At 73.0% G+C, this 18,504-nt stretch carries 19 protein-coding genes; 8 read left to right on the top strand and 11 right to left on the bottom strand.

The features are described 5' to 3' along the window. Positions 1-123: 123 nt before the first annotated feature. On the top strand, positions 124-444 hold the full coding sequence (locus VF746_05615) for a hypothetical protein (GenBank protein ID HEX8691874.1): 321 nt from the start codon (positions 124-126) through the stop codon (positions 442-444). Positions 445-694: 250 nt separating this feature from the next. Here VF746_05615 and thiD read toward each other — a convergent pair whose 3' ends face one another. From thiD to VF746_05600, 3 genes are all read right to left on the bottom strand, one after another. Continuing rightward, on the bottom strand, positions 695-1,501 hold the full coding sequence (gene thiD / locus VF746_05610; protein ID HEX8691873.1) for a bifunctional hydroxymethylpyrimidine kinase/phosphomethylpyrimidine kinase: 807 nt from the start codon (positions 1,499-1,501) through the stop codon (positions 695-697). Between the two features lie 117 nt (positions 1,502-1,618). Continuing rightward, positions 1,619-2,485, bottom strand: coding sequence for a M48 family metallopeptidase (locus VF746_05605; protein ID HEX8691872.1), 867 nt, complete (start codon positions 2,483-2,485; stop codon positions 1,619-1,621). Next, complete coding sequence (locus VF746_05600; protein HEX8691871.1) at positions 2,482-3,321, bottom strand: M48 family metallopeptidase; 840 nt, start codon at positions 3,319-3,321, stop codon at positions 2,482-2,484. Before VF746_05600 ends, VF746_05605 begins: the two co-directional genes overlap by 4 nt. Before the next feature lie 63 nt (positions 3,322-3,384). Here VF746_05600 and VF746_05595 point away from each other — a divergent pair, with 63 nt between their 5' ends. Both VF746_05595 and VF746_05590 read left to right on the top strand, forming a co-directional pair. Then, the gene (locus VF746_05595; protein ID HEX8691870.1) at positions 3,385-4,161 is read left to right on the top strand and encodes an RNA methyltransferase; all 777 of its coding nucleotides are present in this window, start codon (positions 3,385-3,387) and stop codon (positions 4,159-4,161) included. A gap of 8 nt (positions 4,162-4,169) precedes the next feature. After that, positions 4,170-4,934, top strand: coding sequence for a prepilin peptidase (locus tag VF746_05590; protein HEX8691869.1), 765 nt, complete (start codon positions 4,170-4,172; stop codon positions 4,932-4,934). Between the two features lie 474 nt (positions 4,935-5,408). Here VF746_05590 and VF746_05585 read toward each other — a convergent pair whose 3' ends face one another. The 3 genes from VF746_05585 to dusB form a co-directional block, all read right to left on the bottom strand. Next, positions 5,409-7,097 (bottom strand): sensor domain-containing diguanylate cyclase, encoded by a 1,689-nt coding sequence (locus tag VF746_05585; protein ID HEX8691868.1) that lies wholly within the window; start codon positions 7,095-7,097, stop codon positions 5,409-5,411. A 269-nt stretch (positions 7,098-7,366) separates the two neighbouring features. After that, positions 7,367-8,128 carry a nickel pincer cofactor biosynthesis protein LarB gene (larB, locus tag VF746_05580; GenBank protein ID HEX8691867.1) on the bottom strand — a complete coding sequence of 254 codons (762 nt, stop codon included), beginning with the start codon at positions 8,126-8,128 and terminating at the stop codon, positions 7,367-7,369. Further along, the gene (gene dusB, locus VF746_05575; protein HEX8691866.1) at positions 8,125-9,123 is read right to left on the bottom strand and encodes a tRNA dihydrouridine synthase DusB; all 999 of its coding nucleotides are present in this window, start codon (positions 9,121-9,123) and stop codon (positions 8,125-8,127) included. The genes larB and dusB overlap by 4 nt, the downstream gene beginning before the upstream one ends. A gap of 595 nt (positions 9,124-9,718) precedes the next feature. Here dusB and VF746_05570 point away from each other — a divergent pair. From VF746_05570 to VF746_05550, 5 genes are all read left to right on the top strand, one after another. Further along, on the top strand, positions 9,719-9,955 hold the full coding sequence (locus VF746_05570) for a hypothetical protein (GenBank protein ID HEX8691865.1): 237 nt from the start codon (positions 9,719-9,721) through the stop codon (positions 9,953-9,955). A gap of 94 nt (positions 9,956-10,049) precedes the next feature. Further along, complete coding sequence (locus VF746_05565) at positions 10,050-10,991, top strand: hypothetical protein (protein HEX8691864.1); 942 nt, start codon at positions 10,050-10,052, stop codon at positions 10,989-10,991. Positions 10,992-11,294: 303 nt separating this feature from the next. Beyond that, a complete protein-coding gene (locus VF746_05560; GenBank protein ID HEX8691863.1) occupies positions 11,295-11,729 on the top strand; it encodes a PTS sugar transporter subunit IIA in 435 nt (144 codons plus the stop codon). A 16-nt stretch (positions 11,730-11,745) separates the two neighbouring features. After that, positions 11,746-12,105, top strand: a complete 360-nt coding sequence (locus VF746_05555) for a C4-type zinc ribbon domain-containing protein (protein ID HEX8691862.1) — start codon at positions 11,746-11,748, stop codon at positions 12,103-12,105. Positions 12,106-12,371: 266 nt separating this feature from the next. After that, a complete protein-coding gene (locus VF746_05550; protein ID HEX8691861.1) occupies positions 12,372-13,448 on the top strand; it encodes an endonuclease/exonuclease/phosphatase family protein in 1,077 nt (358 codons plus the stop codon). Between the two features lie 6 nt (positions 13,449-13,454). On the opposite strand, the gene VF746_05545 is transcribed toward VF746_05550, so the two are convergent. From VF746_05545 to VF746_05525, 5 genes are read right to left on the bottom strand one after another with little or no spacing between them, the layout of a single operon-like run. Then, positions 13,455-14,144 (bottom strand): tetratricopeptide repeat protein, encoded by a 690-nt coding sequence (locus VF746_05545; protein ID HEX8691860.1) that lies wholly within the window; start codon positions 14,142-14,144, stop codon positions 13,455-13,457. Beyond that, positions 14,141-15,193 (bottom strand): VWA domain-containing protein, encoded by a 1,053-nt coding sequence (locus VF746_05540; GenBank protein HEX8691859.1) that lies wholly within the window; start codon positions 15,191-15,193, stop codon positions 14,141-14,143. Before VF746_05540 ends, VF746_05545 begins: the two co-directional genes overlap by 4 nt. After that, complete coding sequence (locus VF746_05535) at positions 15,190-16,182, bottom strand: VWA domain-containing protein (GenBank protein HEX8691858.1); 993 nt, start codon at positions 16,180-16,182, stop codon at positions 15,190-15,192. Before VF746_05535 ends, VF746_05540 begins: the two co-directional genes overlap by 4 nt. Further along, positions 16,179-17,189 carry a hypothetical protein gene (locus tag VF746_05530; GenBank protein HEX8691857.1) on the bottom strand — a complete coding sequence of 337 codons (1,011 nt, stop codon included), beginning with the start codon at positions 17,187-17,189 and terminating at the stop codon, positions 16,179-16,181. The genes VF746_05535 and VF746_05530 overlap by 4 nt, the downstream gene beginning before the upstream one ends. Then, the gene (locus VF746_05525; protein ID HEX8691856.1) at positions 17,186-18,145 is read right to left on the bottom strand and encodes a DUF58 domain-containing protein; all 960 of its coding nucleotides are present in this window, start codon (positions 18,143-18,145) and stop codon (positions 17,186-17,188) included. Before VF746_05525 ends, VF746_05530 begins: the two co-directional genes overlap by 4 nt. Between the last annotated feature and the right edge of the window lie 359 nt (positions 18,146-18,504).

Here is an 18,504-nt window from a genome sequence, read left to right as displayed (position 1 = left end):
TCCGGACCCGTCGGGCCGCCCGGCGGATCGCGCGGCGGCGCTGCTGAAACCAATCCCCCGCGGCGGCCGTAAGCGCCTGCCGTTTACTCGATTAGCCCACCACCTGCGCCCGCGATAGCTCTCATGGACGGCTTCGAACTGCTCATCCCCATCCTGGGCGTCATCTTCGGCGGCCTGACCATCCTGGTGCCGATCGTCGGCATCACCGCGCGCATCGCGCTCAAGCCGGTGATGGAGTCGTGGGCGCGGTACCGGGAGCTGAGGGGCAACGACGACGCGGTGGTGATGCTGGAGCGGCGCATGGCGCTGATGGAGGAGCACCTGAACAGCATCGACCGCTCGGTGCAGCTCCTGCTGGAGGAGTCCGACTTCCGCCGCAAGCTGGAGGTGGGCGGCTCCGCCCCCGCTGCCCTCCCCGGCGGCTCCGGCACGCCGGAGAGCTGATACCACTTTGCAGAGAATCGTTCGGGTACAGCTTTCCGATAAAGTCTCACACAGAGGACACAGAGAAACTTCAATCGAGTCTTCAGTTCCTCCGTGTTCTCTGTGTCCTCTGTGTGATTCCCAATCCGTTCGGAACCAGAACAATGCTCGGCAATCTGGTATGAGCCCGACGGTGCCCACGGAACGCCGAAGCCCCTCCTCGCCGATCGAGGAGGGGCTTCGGGCTCGAAGGACCTCGCGCCCGTAGCGGCTATGGCCCCGGCGGCGGCGCGGGGACCATGTGGTTCAGCGGGCCGTGGCCGGAGCCGAGGCCGGGGGCGGCCGCGAGCGCCCGCTGCACGTACTCCAGCGCGTCTTCCACCGCGCGGCGGAGCGGCCGGCCGTGCGCGAGGCCCGCGGCCACGGCGGCGGAGAGGGTGCACCCCGTGCCGTGCGTGCTGCGCGTGTCGAGCTTCGGGCGGCGCCACTCGCGCCACTCGCGCCCGTCGAAGAGCACGTCCACCAGCTCGGGCGCGCGCAGGTGGCCGCCCTTCACCAGCGCGGCCCGGGCGCCCATCTCCACCAGCGCGGCCGCCGCGCGCCGCATCCCCGCCTCGTCCTCCAGCGCCTCGCCCACCAGGAGCGCCGCCTCGTCCAGGTTGGGCGTCGCCAGCGCCGCCAGCGGGAGCAGCTCCCGGGCGATCGTCCGCTCGGCGTCGGCGTCCAGCAGGCGGTCGCCGCTGGTGGCCACCATCACCGGGTCCAGCACGTAGTTGGGGAGCCGGTGCTCGCGGATCGACGCCGCCACGGCGCGCACCAGCTCGGAGGTGGCCAGCATCCCCGTCTTGCAGGCGGCCGGCGGCAGGTCCTCGGCCACGGCGCGGACCTGCGCGCGCACGGTGTCGACGGGGATGGCGTGCACGCCCGTGACGCCGCGCGTGTTCTGCACCGTGACCGCCGTCAGCGCGCTGGCGCCGAAGACGCCGAACGCGTGGAAGGTCTTGAGGTCGGCCTGGACGCCGGCGCCCCCGCCGGAGTCGGACCCGGCGATGGTCAGCGCGACGGGCAGGGTCGTCATCGTCTCGATCTCCTGGAACGGCTTCGTCTCGCGGGGGAATGAGACGGCGCGGGGCGGCCGGGCGCAAGGGGCGCCGGGAAGCGAAGGGGCCCCGCGTGCGGCGGGGCCCCGGGCGCTTCAGTTCAGGTTGAAGACGGGCGCCGGCGGCGGCAGCGCGTACAGCCGCCGCAGGAAGAGCGGGTACGACGCGTTGTTGGTGGCCAGCTGCTCGCGCGGGTGCGCCGGGAGCAGCTCGGCGATGCGCGCGCGGGTGACCTCGATGCGGTGCGCGGTGGCCGGGTGGGTGGAGAACCACGCGGCGGCCGGCGTCCCGTCGGGCGCCGCCTGCTCCTCGTGCGCCAGGCTGTCGAAGAGCGTCAGCATCCCGTTGGGGTCCACGCCGGTGTCGATCAGGTACCCCACCGCCAGCCGGTCGGCCTCGGCCTCGTCGTGCCGCGAGTGCGCCGCGAACCAGAGCTGGTTCCCCAGCTGCAGCGCCTGCTGGTCCAGCAGCGGCTTGCGCCCCAGGATCGTCTGGTACAGCAGCGTCGACATCGAGCTGGTGCGCATCTGCCGCTGCAGGTTCTTGGCGCCGTGCCGGGCCGCCACGTGCCCGATCTCGTGCGCCAGCACCCCGGCGAGCTCGGAGACGTTGCTGGTGCGCTCGATCAGCCCGCGGTTGACGTAGATGTGCCCGCCCGGCAGGGCGAAGGCGTTCACCGCGTCGGTGTCGACGATGTAGAAGTGGTAGCGGACGTCGGGGCGCGCGCTGTGGCGGGCGATCAGCCCGCCCAGCTCGTTGACGTACAGGTTCAGCGGGACGTCCCGCACCAGGGGGACGCGCGCGTTCACGTTCGCGGCGATCTGGTCGCCGAGCGCCTGCTCGCGCTTCTCGCTGATGCACCCCGCCAGCAGCAGCGGAAGCAGGGCGAGCGCGGCCCCCGCGGGCCGGACCCGGGCGCGGAGGCGCCGGGTCCGGACGCCGCCGCCGAACCGGGCGCTCACCGCCGGTCCCGCGGCACGGGAGTCAGCGAGCGGACGCGCGCCCGGAAGCTCTGGAACTCGCGCGTGTCGGTGGTCAGCCGGGAGCTGTTCGCGCCCGGCGTGGCCTGGATGGCGGCGCGGGTGTTGGCGACGCGCTCCTGCTCCAGCGGGTGCGTGGAGAACCACTGCTCCACCCGGCTGGGGTTGCGCCGGCGCTCGCTCAGGAGCTCCTCGAAGAAGCTGGGGAGCCCGTTGGGGCTGATCCCGCTGCGCACCAGGTAGGTGATGGCCACCCGGTCGGCCTCGCGCTCGGCGTCGCGGCCGTAGCCGGCGAACACGGCGCTGCCGCCCACCTGGATGCCCGCGCGCTCCACCGTCGAGGGCGGCCGGCGCAGCAGCACGCCGTAGAGCACCCCCAGCATGGTGTTGGCGTTCTGCGCGCGCTGCATCTGCTGCAGGCCGTGCCGCTCCACCACGTGGCCGATCTCGTGGGCCAGCACGCCGGCCAGCTCCGACATGTTGTCGGCGCGCTCGATCACCCCGCGGTTGACGTAGACGTAGCCGCCGGGGATGGCGAAGGCGTTGACAACGTCGGAGTTGACGACGTAAAACGTGTACGGGATCCCGCGCTGGTCCGCCTGCGACGCGATCCTGCGGCCGAGCTGGTTGACGTAGTCGTTGGTGGCGCGGTCGGTGATCAGCGGGAGCTGGCGGTTGATCTGGGCCGCGTAGTTGGCCCCGAGCTGCTGCTCCTGCTGCGTGGTGACCGCCGGCGCGCACCCTCCCGCGACGGCCGTGCCGCCCAGGGCCAGCGCCAGGGCGCCGGCGCGGAGGGGGCTCGTAAGTCGAATTCTCATAACACTCTCCATCCGCCTGGGGTGTTCGGGTTGGGAGGGGAGGGGAGGCAAGTCTCGGACCAGATGGGGGCACCGCTCACGCGCCGCGAGGAGCGGCTGGTACGCTCGCTCGCCGTGCGGAAGCACCGCGAGGCCGAGGGACTGTTCCTGGTGGAGGGGGTACGCGCCGTGGAGGACCTCCTGGCCTCGCCGCTCCCGGTGCGGATGGTCGTCGCCTCGTCCTCGCTGGAGGACACCCCGCGGGGGGCGGCGCTCCGCCGGTCGGTCGAGGAGCGCGGCCTTCCCCTGCGCGAGACGGGGGAGCGGGAGCTGCGCGACCTCGCCGGGACCGAGCAGCCGCAGGGGGTGCTGGCCGTGGCGGCGATCCCCCGCGCCACGCTGGCGGGCCTGAAGGTGGACGCCGAGCCCGCGGTGCTGCTGGTGCTGGACGCGGTGCAGGACCCCGGCAACTTCGGCACGCTGGTGCGCACCGCCGAGGCGCTGGGGGCGGCGGGGGTGCTGGCGCTCCCCGGCACGGTGGACCCCTGGAACCCCAAGGCGGTGCGCGCCGCCATGGGCTCCTCCTTCCGCCTGCCGGTGGTCCCGGCGACCTGGGACGAGGCGGCGCCGTGGCTGGCGGAGCGCGCCGTGGCGGTGGTCGCCGCGGTGGTGGGCGCTGCGCCGCTCCCGGTGCCGCCGCCGCGCCGGGCCGCGCTGGTGCTGGGGAACGAGGGCGCCGGGGTGGGCGCCGAGACTCTCGCGCGGGCCGACCTGCGGGCGGGCGTCCCCTTGCGCGGGCGGACCGAGTCGCTGAACGTGGCCGCCGCCGGGGCCATCCTCCTCCACGAACTCCTCAGGTGAGCTGAGCTTTGCCGGACCTGCTGCTGTGGGCCTACGCGGCCGTGATCGGGGCGTGCGTGGGCTCGTTCCTCAACGTGTGCGTCTACCGCTGGCCCGAGGGGGAGTCGGTGGTCTCGCCCCCCTCGCGCTGCCCGGAGTGCGGCACGCGCATCCGCTGGCGCGACAACATCCCCGTCCTGGGCTGGCTGCTGCTGCGGGGCCGCTGCCGGGAGTGCGGCGCGCGCATCTCCATCCAGTACCCGATCATCGAGCTGGCCACGGCGTCGCTGTGGGTGGCGGCGGTGCTGCGCCACGGGCTCTCGTGGCAGGCGCTCGCGACGGCGCTCTTCTTCACCCTGCTGCTGGGGATCGCGCTCACCGACGCGCGCGCCTACGTGATCCCCGACCAGTTCACCCTGGGCGGGCTGGTGATCGGGCTGCTCCTGTCCCTGGCGCCGGGGGGAATCGAGCCGCTGCAGGCGGTGCTGGGGGCGGTGCTGGGGTTCGTGCTGCTCTGGGTGGTGGCGGTGCTGGGCGAGTGGGCGTTCAAGAAGCCGGCGATGGGCGGCGGCGACATCAAGATGATGGCGATGGTGGGCGCCTTCCTGGGCCCGGTGGGGGTGCTGCTCACCATCTTCCTGGGCGCCCTGGCCGGGAGCCTGATCTTCGGCCCCATCAGCCTGCGCACGGGGAAGCTGGTCCCCTTCGGCATCTTCCTGGCCCTGGGCGCCGGGATCGCGCAGCCGTGGGGGCAGGCGATCGTCGACTGGTACCTGCGCACCTTCGTCGGCTGACGGCGGTCGCCGAGACCTGGGCGGGATCCGGGTTCAAGTGTCTCGTACCGAACCGGTTGAACAGTGGATGAGGCGGCGGGCATCCGTGTCGCTGCCGCGCCCAACCCACGTGGCGAGGCGAGTAGATCCTTCGCCCTGCGATCATCCAGGCGTATGCTGGTTTCGTGCGATCGGGCCTCAGGATGACAAGCGCACACCAACTAATCTTACGGATTCGGTATCAGGATGACAGCTTTGGGGGACCGGACACAGGCGAAATAATCAGTTTGTAGGGGCGAGCCTGCGAGTCCGAACGGAGGCGGCACCGGCACGTGAGCCGGCCTGTCGCGTGGAGGCTGGCATCCGCCGGTCGAGGCATGCCTCGCCCCTACGGGTTCGGTGCGTTCGGTGGAGGCCTGCGCGGTCCCGGACAACGGTCGAGGAGGCCTCGCCCCTACGAGGGTTCGGTGCGTCCGGCGGGCGCCTGCGCGCGCATCAGGCCCCCGCCCCGCTCTCCTTCCCCACCTTGGGCGCCAGCGAGACGCGGTTGCGGCCGGCGCCTTTCGCGCGGTAGAGGGCCTCGTCGGCCAGCTTGAGCGTGAGGGCAGGCGCGGGGGTGCAGTCCGGGCAGGCGGCCGCGCCCACCGATACGGTGACGGAGAGCGGGCGGCCGTTCCACATCACCGGCCGCGCCTCGATCGCCCGGCGGACGCGCTCGCCCACCTCGGCCGAGGCGCGCAGGCCGGTCTCCGGGAGCAGCACCACGAACTCCTCGCCGCCCAGGCGCGCCGGCAGGTCCACGTCGCGCACGGAGAGGCGCAGCAGGTTGGCCACGTGCTGCAGGACGCGGTCGCCCGCCTCGTGGCCGTGCGTGTCGTTGAACTTCTTGAAGAAGTCGATGTCCAGCACCAGCACCCCGAACGCCCGCGCGTAGCGGTCGAAGACGTGGCTGAGCGTCACCAGCCGCTCCTCGAACGCGGCGCGGTTCGGCAGCCCCGTGAGCGCGTCGGTGTGCGCCCGCTGGTCGAGCGCCTGGTACTCGCGGGCGCGGCGCAGCGGCAGCGGGGCCAGGCCGCACACCAGCCGCAGCAGCTCCGTCTCCTTCTCGCCGAAGCGCCCGGGCTCGGGGTGCCAGACGACCACCGCCCCCAGCGCCCGCCCGTCCGCCACCAGCGGGAAGACGGCGGCCGAGCGCGGGGAAACGCGCCACTGCTCGCCCGGCGTGCAGAGCGGCAGGCGCTCGCGGTCGCGACGCAGGTCCTCGTAGGTGAGGTCCACCGCGTGCTTGAGCGCCAGCGCCAGCCGCGACTCGTCTTCGCCGAAGTCCGCCGCGAACACCGGCGCGGGGCCGGTGTCGTCCACCTCCAGCACGCGCCCGCGCCCCGCCTCGTCCAGCCCCAGCGCAACGGCCGCCCCCGCCGCGCCCGTCCCCCGCCGCACCACGCCCGCCAGCCGCCGCGCGAAGGCGTCCACCTCGATCTCGCCCGGGAGCGTCCGCGCGGCCTCGGCGATGGCCCGCACGCGCGCGTCCTCGTGCTCCGCGTCGGCGCGCAGGCGCAGCAGCGCGGCGAGCGTCGACAGGTGCCGCCCCGCCTCCAGCGCCGCCGCGTCGGCACCCGAAGGCGCAGGAGCTGGATAGGCGAGCGCCAGCACCCCCTCCGGCAGGTCGACGGGAACGATCAGCATCTCCGCGGCCCAGGCGACGGGGAGCTCGCGCCGGCCCGGCTCCACCCGCTGCGGGATCTGCTCCTCGATGGCCCAGCGGTACGGGCTCCCCTCCAGCGCCACGACGGGCGCGGGCGACGGCGCCCCGGGCGCGGCCGCGCGGGCGACGAGCGACGCGCTCTGCCACTCCGCGTCCGCCTTCCACAGCGCCGCCTCGTGCGCCCCGGCTGCCAGCCGCGCCAGCTCCAGCGCCGCCTCCATCGCTTCGACGTCCCCCGCGCGCGCGGCCGGCTCCTCCGCCGCCTGCACCGGCTGCCGCGCCGCCCCCGCCGTCCGCGGAGCGCGCGGCCGGCCGACGAGCGCGTACGCCGCCGCCAGGCCGATCAGCAGCTCGTAGCGGAGGATCGACGCGAGCGACGGCGGGCCGAGATGAATCCACTCCGCGAGCGGGACGAGGAGCGCGGCGGCGACGGCCGCGGCGGGGGCGGCCTGCGGGCGGAATCTCCCGAGCGCGACCACCCACGCCGCGGGGAGCGCGATGAGCGGCGAGGCGAGCGAGCCGGTGAGCCAGACCAGGAGGTGGAGCGGCGGCCAGGCGGCGAGGACCAGATCCCCCTTCTCCCGCCTCGCCGCGTACGCCCACGCGGCCAGGCCGGCGAGCAGGACGACGGCGAGGCCGATCCCCCGCTTCGGCAGGACGCCGAGGAGGGCGAGCGCGAGGAGGTACGCCGCGGCGCCGGCGGCGAGGGGAGGAACGGCGTTGGGACGGCCGGCGGGAGCGGGAATCGTCAGGAGGCCGGCAGGAGGTTGATGCGGGCCGCGGCGCAGGCGGCGCCGAAGCCGTTGTCGATGTTCACCACGGTGACGCCCGACGCGCAGCTGTTCAGCATCCCCAGCAGCGCGGCCACGCCGCCGAACGAGGCGCCGTACCCCACGCTGGTCGGCACCGCGATCACGGGGACGGAGACCAGCCCGCCGACGACCGACGGGAGCGCCCCCTCCATCCCCGCGACCACGATGATCACCGCCGCGGAGCGCAGCTTCTCGCCCTGCGCGAGCAGGCGGTGCAGCCCGGCCACGCCCACGTCCGTCATCCGCTCGACGGGGTTGCCGAAGGCGTGCGCCGTCACCGCCGCCTCCTCGGCCACGGGGAGGTCGCTGGTGCCCGCGGTGACGACCAGGACCGTGCCGCGCACCGTGCGCTCGGTCGGCTCCGCCGGCGCCAGCCACGCCGTGCGCCCCAGCGCGTTCAGCTCGATCGACGGGAAAGCGGCGCGCAGCGCGTGCGCCGCGGCCGGGGCCACGCGCGTCACCAGCACCCCGTCGCCCCGCGCGGCGATGCGCTGCGCGATGCCGACCACCTGCTCGGGCGTCTTCCCCTCCCCGAAGATCACCTCGGGGAAGCCCTGCCGGAGCGCCCGGTGGTGGTCCACCGAGGCGAAGGGGAGCTGCTCGAACGGCGTCCAGGCCAGGCGCCGCTCCGCCTCGTCGGGCGCCACGGCGCCGCTGGCCACCTCGGAGAGGAGCAGGCGCAGCTTCTCGGGCGTCACGCGGCGACCCCCTCGTACTCCTCGAGGTAGCGCTCCAGCTTCTCCTCGGCCTCGGCGAGCGACGTCACCTCGAAGAGCTCCTGCCGCAGCACGCGCCCGTTCGGCAGCCCCTTGGTGTACCACCCCAGGTGCTTGCGGAACTCGATCATCGCCTTCTCCTCGTCCCTCTCCCAGGCGATGGCGAGGCGGGCGTGGTGGATGATGATGCGGAAGCGCTCGGCCGGGTCGGGGTCCGGCGGCACCGGGCGCCCCTCCAGCGCCGCCCGCGCCTGCCCGAAGATCCACGGCTGCCCGTGCGACCCGCGCGCGATCATGATCCCCGCGCAGCGCGTGTGGTCGTGCATCCGCTTCGCGTCTTCGCCGTTCCACACGTCGCCGTTGCCGATCACGGGGATGTCGAGCGCGTCCACCACGGCGGCGATCTCGTCCCAGTCGGCCGTGCCGCTGTACATCTGCGTGCGCGTGCGGGCGTGCAGCGTGAGCACCTCGGCGCCCGCGTCCTGGCAGCGCAGCGCGATCTCCACCGGGTTCCTCATCTCCTCGTTCCACCCGCTGCGGATCTTCACCGTGGTGGGGATGGAGAGGGCGCCCTTCACCGCGCGGATGATGCCCTGCACCAGGTCCAGGTCGCGCAGGCACCCCGAGCCGCCGTTCCTGAGCGCGACCTTCTTGACCGGGCAGCCGAAGTTGATGTCCAGGTAGTCCGGCGCGTACACCTCCTCCACCAGCGCGGCGGCCTCGGCCATCGCCTGCGGGTCGGAGCCGAAGATCTGGATGCCGATCGGCCGCTCGTCGTCGTGGAAGCGCAGGTACGAGTGCGTCCTCCTGTCGTGCCGCCGGATCCCCTCGGCCGAGACGAACTCGGAGACCACCACGTCCGCCCCGAACGAGCGGCAGAGCCGGCGGAACGGGCTCTCGCTGACCCCCGCCTGCGGGGCCAGGTACAGCGGGACGCGGTCGTCCCTCCGCAGCATCTCGAAGAAGCTCTCGCGCATGGGGAAAGGATACCGAAAAGCGCAGGGCGATTCAACCTTGGCGTCCGCCGTCCCGGATGGCTGCGATGTGTTTCGTAGGGGCGAGCATGCGAGTCCGAGCACAGGCGGCCGCAGCGCAAGAGGCCGCCTGCGCGCACGAGCCGGCATCCGCCGGGCGAGGCATGCCTCGCCCCTACGAATTCCCAGGTTGTTCGGTCCTGATTCGTTGCTCGGGACGCTACTGCGCCATTCCCGTCCCAGGTGCGGCCCCTCGATTGGGACGCGAGGTCCCCAATGGGGCACGGGCGCCGCAGCTCCGGACGCATCCTATCCTGATCCATTTGTTTGTCAACCCGGGTCTCAAGCGTGCGAAATCGCCTTGGAGGGCGGGCCCGTGCATCATCTTCGTGCATCACGAGTTCGGTGCGCCTGGCGTCTTTCCGGAATTTGGAGATCTTCCCGGCCGCGGCTCGATGGACGGGAATTGGAACAAAGCTTTCCATATAGGCCGGCGCCTCCGCGAGGTGCGGAGCGCTCCCGGGGCCGGGGACAAGCGGCCCATCGCGGAGAGGCTTCCGCCTCTCCTGACCGCATACATCTGCAAGGAGACACTCTCATGTCGTTCACGACCCTGGCGATCGGCGAAGAGGACCGCTACTCGGCGTCGTCCGACCCCACGACCCTCTCCCTCGGCGAAGAGGACGGCGGCTACACCACCCTGGCCCTCGGCGAGGAGGACAAGGACCCCACGACCGAGGCGATCGGCGAGGAGGACCCCACCACCATGTCGCTGGGCGAGGAGGATTCCAGGCAGTACGAGGCCGGCGTGGTCGACCCGTTCGGGCAGTTCTGATCCACCGCGACCGACGGACCGCCCCACCCGGCGTACGCGCCGGGTGGGGCTTTCGCTGGAGCCGAGACCGTCCACCCTCGAGGGATGCTCAGCCATGCCGACACTCCAGGCCCCGCGCCGCGCCCCCGCGCGCGCGCTTCGCGATACCCGCCGCCCGCTGCTGGTCGCCGGCGGCGAGACCGACCCCAACCTCCTCTCCCTCCTGCGCCGCGCCCGCGAGCGCGCGCTCCCGGTGCTGCCGGTGCTGGCCGGGCCCCAGACGACGCCCGCGCTCACCTGGGACGTGCAGGCGGACACGCTGGTGCTGGACGGCCGCGAGGTGCGCCCGGCCGCCGGCTTCATGCGCTACGACGTGTTCCACGCCATGGCCGACCGGCGCGCGGCCGTCGGCTTCCGGGCGCAGGCGTGGCACACGGCGCTCCAGGGATGGCTGCTGGCGCACGACGACGTGCGGGTGATGAACCGCGGCTACGCCGGCCAGACGAACAAGCCGTTCATGCTCCGCGCCGCGGCCGCCTGCGGGCTCCGCATCCCCCGCACGCTGATCACCAACCACCTGGACGCGCTGGAGCGGGTGGAGGGCGCGGCGGAGATGATCGCCAAGCCGGTGGCCGGCGGCGGCTACACGCAGCTGATCCGCGACCTGCTGGCGAAGACGCCGCGCCGCGACGGCCGCTCGGCCGCGCCGGCGATCGTGCAGCAGCGGCTGGTGGTGCCGGAGGTGCGCATCTACGGCATCGGCGGGCGCTTCCTCCCGTTCACCGTGATCAGCGACCGGCTGGACTACCGCGCGGACGACGCCACGCGCGTGGAGCCGCGCGACCTGGAGAGCATCGACCCGGGGCTGATCGCGGGGCTCGGGCGGCTGATGGGCCGGCTCGCGATGGAGTACGGCGCCGCCGACTTCAAGACCGACCCCGACACCGGCGAGCTGGTGTTCCTGGAGATCAACAGCGGCCCCATGTTCGCCGCCTTCGACCGGGCGAGCGGGCACGCGGTGAGCGACGCGATCCTCGACTACCTGGCCGCCGCGTGAGGCAGGTTCCGAGCATTCTCCTGGTTTCGAACAGATCGAAGTCACACGGAGAAACGGAGAAACAGAGGAGCGCGAGGACTTCGGTTCTCTGTTCCTCCGTTTCTCTGTGTGAGACCTTTCCTCGCCGACGCTCCGACGACTTTCGCAGCACGCGGATTCCGACCCGCCGTCCTCCCGATCATCCGGCTAAGTGGTTGCTTTGACAGGCCGGAGGACGGCGGTTACATTGGCGCGTCCTTTTTCCGGACCCGGACGTTTTGTAATCGAACCAACCGATTGGACGATATGAATCTTCGTGAGTTCTTGACCGAGGACGCGGTCCAGCTCGACCTCAGGGGCGAGTCGAAGGACGAGATCCTGAAGGAGCTCATCGGCCTGCTGGGCGTGGACGACAAGGCGCAGGGCATCCTGTTCAAGATGCTCAAGCGCCGCGAGAACCTCGGCTCCACCGGCATCGGCAAGGGGATCGCCATCCCCCACTGCCGCTCGCTGGTGGTCAACCGCCTGCGCGTGGCGTTCGGCCGCAAGAAGGGCGGCGTCGACTTCAAGGCCATCGACGACCAGCCCGTGCACAACTTCTTCCTGATCGTCGCCCCTCCGCTGGAGGTGTCGAACCAGTACCTGCCCGTGCTGGGGCGCATCGCGCAGTTCGCCAAGGAGCCCGACGTGGCGGGGCGGCTGGAGCAGATGAGCGAGCCCAGGGAGTTCCTGGCGCTGCTCGAGGAGAAGGGCGTCTGAGGAGCACACCGGAACGATGCTGAATCCGCAACTGGAAGCCCTGCTGGAGATCCAGGACCTGAAGACGCAGCGCCGCGAGCTGGCCGAGGCCGGCGAGCGCGAGGTCCAGGAGCAGGTGTTCGGCCTGGGCGTCGACGAGGCGCTCAAGGTCCTGGACGACAAGATCGCCGAGATGGAGGAGGCGCTCGACCCGCCGGTGCAGAGCCGCTACCGCCGCATGGCCGGCAAGCACGCGCGCGTGGTGGTGCCGGTGATCCGCGGCACCTGCTACGGCTGCTTCGTGGCCGTCCCCACCGCGCAGGCCTCCGACGCCGAGCGCAACGCCGAGATCCGCTCGTGCCAGAACTGCGGGCGGTTCCTCTATCACGTGGACTGAGCCGAGAGTACGGGGTACGAGGTACGGAGTACGAACCACGGAGCCGGCCCGGCGCGAAGTCGGGCCGGTTTTGCTTTCCAGAGCGGGGTATCCACCAGACGTCATCCCGGGGGAGCCATGGATCGTACAGGGAGGCGGGGGGCGTACCCGTTGCAGGGTGCGCCCCTCCATGAATGCACGAAATCCTTGACCGCCGCGCCGCGAAAACCGTAACGATAGTCCGCGGTTCATCTTTACTTCTTCGATTCCCTTTCCGGAGACTTCCCATGCCCACCCGATTCCGCGTCGCCAGCTTCAACGTCGAGAACCTGTTCGAGCGCGCGAGGCTCCTCAACTTCGACGACAACGCGCAGGCGGACCCCCTGCTCGCGAGGGTAGAGGAACTGCGCCAGGAGCTCAAGCGCAAAACATACGACAAAGAGAAAATCCTCAAGCTCTACCACGAGTTGAAGGAATGGATCGAAATCGCCGAAGTGCGCGGGAAGCTGTTCGACCGGAACAAGACCCAGGTGAAGGCGGACGGCGTCGACGACTGGGGCGGCTTCATCGACTTCAAGAAGGAGAGATTCACCGAGGAGGCGCGAGCGAACACCGCGCGGGTGATCCGCACCGTCAACGCCGACATCTGCTGCCTGGTCGAGGTGGAGAGCCGGCCCGTCCTCAAGCACTTCTGCATCGACCGGCTGCCGAAGAAGGGAACATTCAAGGATTACAGGCACCTGATGCTGATCGACGGCAACGACCCGCGCGGGATCGACGTGGCGCTGGCGAGCCGCTTCCCGCTCCTCACGCTGCGCAGCCACGTGGACGACCGGTCCGGCAACAGTTCCATTTTCTCGCGCGACTGCCTCGAGATCGAGGTCGACACCCCGGTCGGGGCCGTGTGGATCCTGCTGAACCACTTCAAATCGAAAGGCTACGGCGCACAGGCGACTTCCGACGCGAAAAGGAAGCGGCAAGCTGAGAGGGTAGCCGAGATACTCCAGACGAACTTCGACCTGAGGAAGGACCGGGTGATCGTCGTTGGCGACCTGAACGACACGCCGGACAGCAAGCCTCTGAAGCCTCTGCTCGGGGTCAAGCACCTGCACGACGTCCTGGCGCTGACCTTCTCGGACGCGGCGGACCGGTGGACCTACCACTACAAGAAGAACGAGCAGATCGACTTCATGCTGGTCTCGGAGCCGCTGCGCGCCGCCCTGAAGGACGCGGGCGTGGAGCGGCGTGGGATTTTCGGTGTCGACAAGTTCACGAACGGACAGGTCCAGGCGTTTGACACGGTCAAGCGGCCCAAGGATGCCGCCTCGGACCACGGCGCGGTTTGGGCCGACTTCGAACTCTAGCCGCCCTCACCAGTCCCGTGCCGGTACCTGGCGCGCGCTGCGGTTGCGCTCCAGCACCGAGCGCTGGGCGTCCTGCTCCTGCTGCGCGGCGCCGGCCAGGATGCGCTCGGCCTCGGAGCGGCTGACGCGCGGCGCGGAGCCGCCCGGCTGCGGCGCGGGCGCTGGCGCCGGCTGCGGCGCCGGGGCCGGCTGGTCCTCCTCGCCGCCGCCCCCTCCCCCGCCCTGCCCCTGCGACTGCGCTCCGCCGCCGCTCGGCTCGCGCTCCAGCAGCTTCTGGGCGAGCTCCAGGTTCCACTTGGCGTCCAGGTCCGCCGGGTGCAGCCGGAGCGCCTGCTTGTAGCGCGCGATCGCCCGCTCCAGCCGCTGCCGGCGCTGCTCGTCGGGGACCTTGCGGCGGAAGACGGGCTCCAGGTCGGTGTTGCCGGCGTTGTAGTGCGCGCGGACCAGGAGCGCCCGCGGGCCGCGCGCGTCGGCAGCGGCCTCCAGGTGCGGGCGGGCCTGGTCCCAGCGCCCCAGCCGCAGCAGCGCCGTCCCCAGGTTGTAGCGCACGATCGCCGACGAGTCTCCCCGCTCCAGGCGGCGCGCGTAGACCTCGGCCGCGCGGCGCGCCTGGCCCGAGCGGTAGGCGCGGTTCCCCTCCGCGATCCCGCCGCCCAGCAGCGGGAAGGCGACGGCGAGCACGAACAGCGTCCTCATCGCCCGCCTCCTCCGTTCAGCCCCCGGCGCCGCCCCGCGCGCTCGACCAGCAGGGAGTCGAGCGCCAGCAGGAGGAGCGCGGCGCCCAGGAACCACTCGTAGCGGTTCCCCGGCGCCGTCCCCGCGCGGTTCGTCCCGCGCCCGGCGGGGACGGTGCGCACGGCGTCGACCACCCACGCCACGTCCCCGGGACTGCGGAGCGGACGGTAGACGCCGCCCGTGCGCCGCGCCACCTCGCGCAGCAGGTCGTGGCCCAGGCGCGAGACCGCCATCTCCCCCGTCTCCGGGTCGCGCTTGTACCCCTCGCGCCGCCCGCTCACCGGGTCGAAGTGCGGGACCGGGCCGCCGCGCGGGGTGCCGATCCCCACCGCGTGCACGGGGACCCCGACGCGCGCGGCCACCGCCGCGGCGCGGACCACCTGGCCGCGCTCCTCCAGCGCGTCGCCGTCGGTGACCAGCACGATGGAGCCCGCCGCGCCCGCGCCGCCCCCGCGCACCAGGAGCGAGAGGGCATTGGCGATGGCGTCGGAGAGACTGGAGCCGCCCTGCGTGAGCACCTCGGGCGAGAGGCCGTCCAGGTACAGCTCCAGCGCGCCGAAGTCGTCGGTGAGCGGCGAGACCAGGTAGCCGCGGCCGGCGAAGACCACCAGCCCCACGCGCGAGCCCTGCAGCCGGTCCAGCATCGCCCGCGTGGCGGTGCGCTCCCACTCCAGCCGGTCGGGGCGCACGTCCTCCACGCGCATGGAGTTCGAGGCGTCGAGCACCAGCACCACGTCGGCCGCGCTGGCGGAGCGGGGGGCGCGCTCCACCCCCCAGAGCGGGCCCACGGCGGCCACCCCCAGCAGCAGCGCCGCCACGCTCACCAGCGCGATGCGGAGGTTGGGCGCGGCCAGCAGGTCCGTCGGGGCCAGGCGGCGCACCAGCCCGGCCTCGCCCAGCGCCTCGGCGGCCTGGCGGCGGCGGCGAGCCCAGAGCAGCATCGCCGCGCCGACGACGGCGGGCAGCAGCGGCACCAGGTGCAGCAGCTCGGGGTGCAGCAGCCCGTTCACGGCACCCTCCCCCAGCGGGTGGCGCGGAAGCACCACTCGGCCACCAGCAGCGCCGCCCCGGCCAGCAGGAACGGCAGGTAGCGCTCGGTGAAGCGCACGTAGCGCCGCACCCGCACCCGCGTCCGGGTCAGCCGGTCGATCTCGTCGTAGATGCGCCGCAGCGCCAGGTTGTCGGTCGCCCGGTAGTAGCGCCCGCCGGTGGCGCGCGCGATCTCGGTGAGGAGCCCCTCGTCCACGTCCACCGGCATCAGCGCGTAGCGCAGGCCCCCGCCGGGCGTGCGGGCCACGGGGATGCGTGCGCGCGTGCGCGACCCCACGCCGATGGTGAAGACGCGGATCCCCAGCGCCCCGGCGGCGCGGGCGGCGTCGCGCGGGTCGATGCTGCCGCGGTTGTTCTCGCCGTCGCTCATCAGGATCACCACGCGCGACTCGCCGGCGGCGCCGCGCAGCCGGTTGGCGGCGGTGGCCAGCCCCAGCCCGATCGCCGTGCCGTCGCCGAGCTGGCCGATCTGCAGGCCGTCGAGCGCGGCGGAGAGGTAGGCGTGGTCGCCGGTGGCGGGGACCTGCGTGAGCGCCTCGCCCGCGAAGGCCACCAGCCCGATGCGGTCGTGCGGCCGGGCCTCGATGAAGCGGCCGACGGTCTCCTTGGCCGCCCCCAGCCGGTTGCGCGGCCGGAAGTCCTCGGCCAGCATCGACGAGGAGACGTCGAGGGCGATCATGATGTCGATCCCCTCCGACTCCTCCTCGGTGACCGACGCCCCCGTGCGCGGCCCCGCCAGCGCGACGATCAGGCACGCGAACGCCAGCGCGCGCAGCACCTCGGGAAGCGCGCCGAAGACGGCCGCGCGCCGCGTGCGCACCGCGGCCAGGGTGGAGGCGCGCGCGTAGACGATCCCCTCGTCGCGCCGGCGGCGGCGGACCAGCGCCAGCCAGAGGGGGATGGCGAGGAGGAGCGCGAGCGCCCACGGGTGCGCGAAGGCGAGCGTCATCGCACCCCCTCCCCCGCCCCCGCCCCGGCGCCGGCCAGCGCGGGCTCGGGCGCTTCCGGCTCGCGGACGGCGCGCGTGAACGTCTCCACCCACTGGCGCGCGGCGGTCCAGTCGTGGAGAGCGTCGTCCAGCGCGCGGCGGTGGCGCGCGAACTTGGCCAGGTCGGCGACGCGGAGGACGTGGGCGACCGGGTCGAGCGACTCGGCGGGGACGCCGTCCTCGCGCATCCGCGCCAGCAGCTCCGACGTCGTCAGGTCCGCGCCCCACCTCGGCTCCAGCGCCGCCGCGTAGCCGCGCAGCGCCTGGGCGACCAGCGTGTAGAACCCCTTCCAGTCCCCCGCCTCCGCCAGCCCCGACTTCCGCGCGTGCTCCAGGATCTTGATCGCGCGCTCCTTCGGCGTGCCGCTCACCGCGGGCGGCTTCCGGCGCCGGCGGCGGACGAGCAGCCAGGTGACCAGGACCAGCAGCAGGGCGGCGAGCGCGGCCAGGAGCGCGACCAGGCGCCAGTCGCGCCCGGGGCCCCACACGTCCCTGGGGCCGCGGGGGACGTGCTTCGTGGTGTCGCGCGGGAGGACGGAGCGGACGACGGGGAGCCTGAGGTCGAGCCGGACGCTGCGCGTGCTCCCGTCCGGCATCACCGAGCGGGCCCGCACGACGGCGGTGTCCGGCAGCCCCGTCCGCCACGCCACCATCTCGAGGTCGACGCGGATGCGGCCGCTGGTGCTGTCGGGCCGGGTGGTGCGGGGGCGGAAGACGAACTGCAGCCGCGTGGTGTCTTCCGGCGGCTCCAGCTCCACCCACGCGCCGGGGGGGAGCCAGAGCGAGAGGACCACGCGGAAGCGCTCTCCCACCGTCACCGTGTCGGGCGCGACCTCGGTGGCGCCGGCCAGGTTCAGCTCCACGCGCTGCGCCTGGGAGAGCCGCGACCCCTGGGAGGGGCGCGGCGCCTGCGCCTCGGCCGCGGGGGCGAGGAGGAGGCAGAGGGCGAGGAGGGCCGCGCGCTTCATCGGCGGAGGCGGCGCTCGCGGCGGCGGAAGAAGGAGAGGATGGCGCCCGAGGTGGGGGCGTCGGTCGTCAGCTCGATCTCGTCCAGCCCCAGGCGGCGGAAGGTGCGCCGCAGCGCCGCCCGCTCCTCGCGGACGGCCGCGGCGTAGCGCTCGCGGACGGCGGCGCTGCCGGAGTCGACCACCACGCGGGCGCCGGTCTCGGGGTCGGTCACCTGGATGAGGCCCGCGTCGGGGAGCTCCAGGTCCGCCGGGTCGCTGATGGTGACGGGGACCAGGTCGTGGCGGTGGGCGGCGGCGGTGAGCGCCTTCTCGGCCGCGCGGGACTGCGGGCCCACGAAGTCGGAGACCAGGAAGACGATGGAGCGCGAGCGCAGGAGCCGCACGGCGTACTCCAGCGCGCCGGCCAGGTCGGTGCCCGTGCCCTCGGGGCGGAAGGTGAGCAGGTCGCGGACGATGCGCAGCACGTGGCGCCGCCCCTTGCGCGGGGGGACGAACAGCTCCACCCGGTCGGTGAAGACCAGGAGCCCCACGCGGTCGTTGTTGCGCACGGCCGACATGGCCAGCGTGGCGGCGACCTCGGCCACCATCTCGCTCTTGAAGCGCCCGCGCGTGCCGAAGCGCTGCGAGCCCGAGAGATCGACCAGCAGGAGGACGGAGAGCTCGCGCTCCTCGACGTACTTCTTGACGAAGGTCTCGCCGGTGCGCGCGGAGACGTTCCAGTCGATGGTGCGCACGTCGTCGCCGGGGAGGTACTCGCGCACCTCGGTGAACTCGATCCCCTGCCCCTTGAACACGGAGTGGTACTCGCCGCTGAAGCGCGAGCTGACCAGCCCGCGCGTGCGCAGCTCGATCCGCCGCACCTGCCGCAGGATCTCCGGCAGCGCGGGCGCGGTGGAGGCGTGGGCGGGCCGGGGGCCGGGCGCGGGACGCCGGCGGCGGAAGAGGCGGCTCAGCATGGGGGGCCGCCCCCCGCGGGGCCCTCTCCCTGGCGCCTGAGGCGCCTGTCCCTCCCCCAAAACAACCTGGGGGAGGGACTTCCTCGCTGCGCTCGTGACGTGCGGAATGCGGGATCGGCCCGTAGGGGCGAGGCCTGCCTCGACCGGCGGACGCCGGCGCATGCGCGTGAGGCGGAGTCACGCGCCGACGCAGGCTCCGCACGGACTCGCAGGCTCGCAGTTGCTACGAACACCTTCGCCGGGCGAGACTCGCGTGAGGGATGCGCGCCCGGAGGGCCGGGACGCCGCCGCCACAGGGGGTATCGTGGCGGCGGTGGCCCGGCGCCGTTGGGCACGGTGGTATCGTGCCCTACGGCGCG

This window comes from Longimicrobium sp., assembly GCA_036389795.1.
Taxonomy (GTDB): Bacteria; Gemmatimonadota; Gemmatimonadetes; order Longimicrobiales; family Longimicrobiaceae; genus Longimicrobium.
Note: the sequence above shows the minus strand (reverse complement) of the source record. Positions and strands in the feature narration are given on the sequence as shown.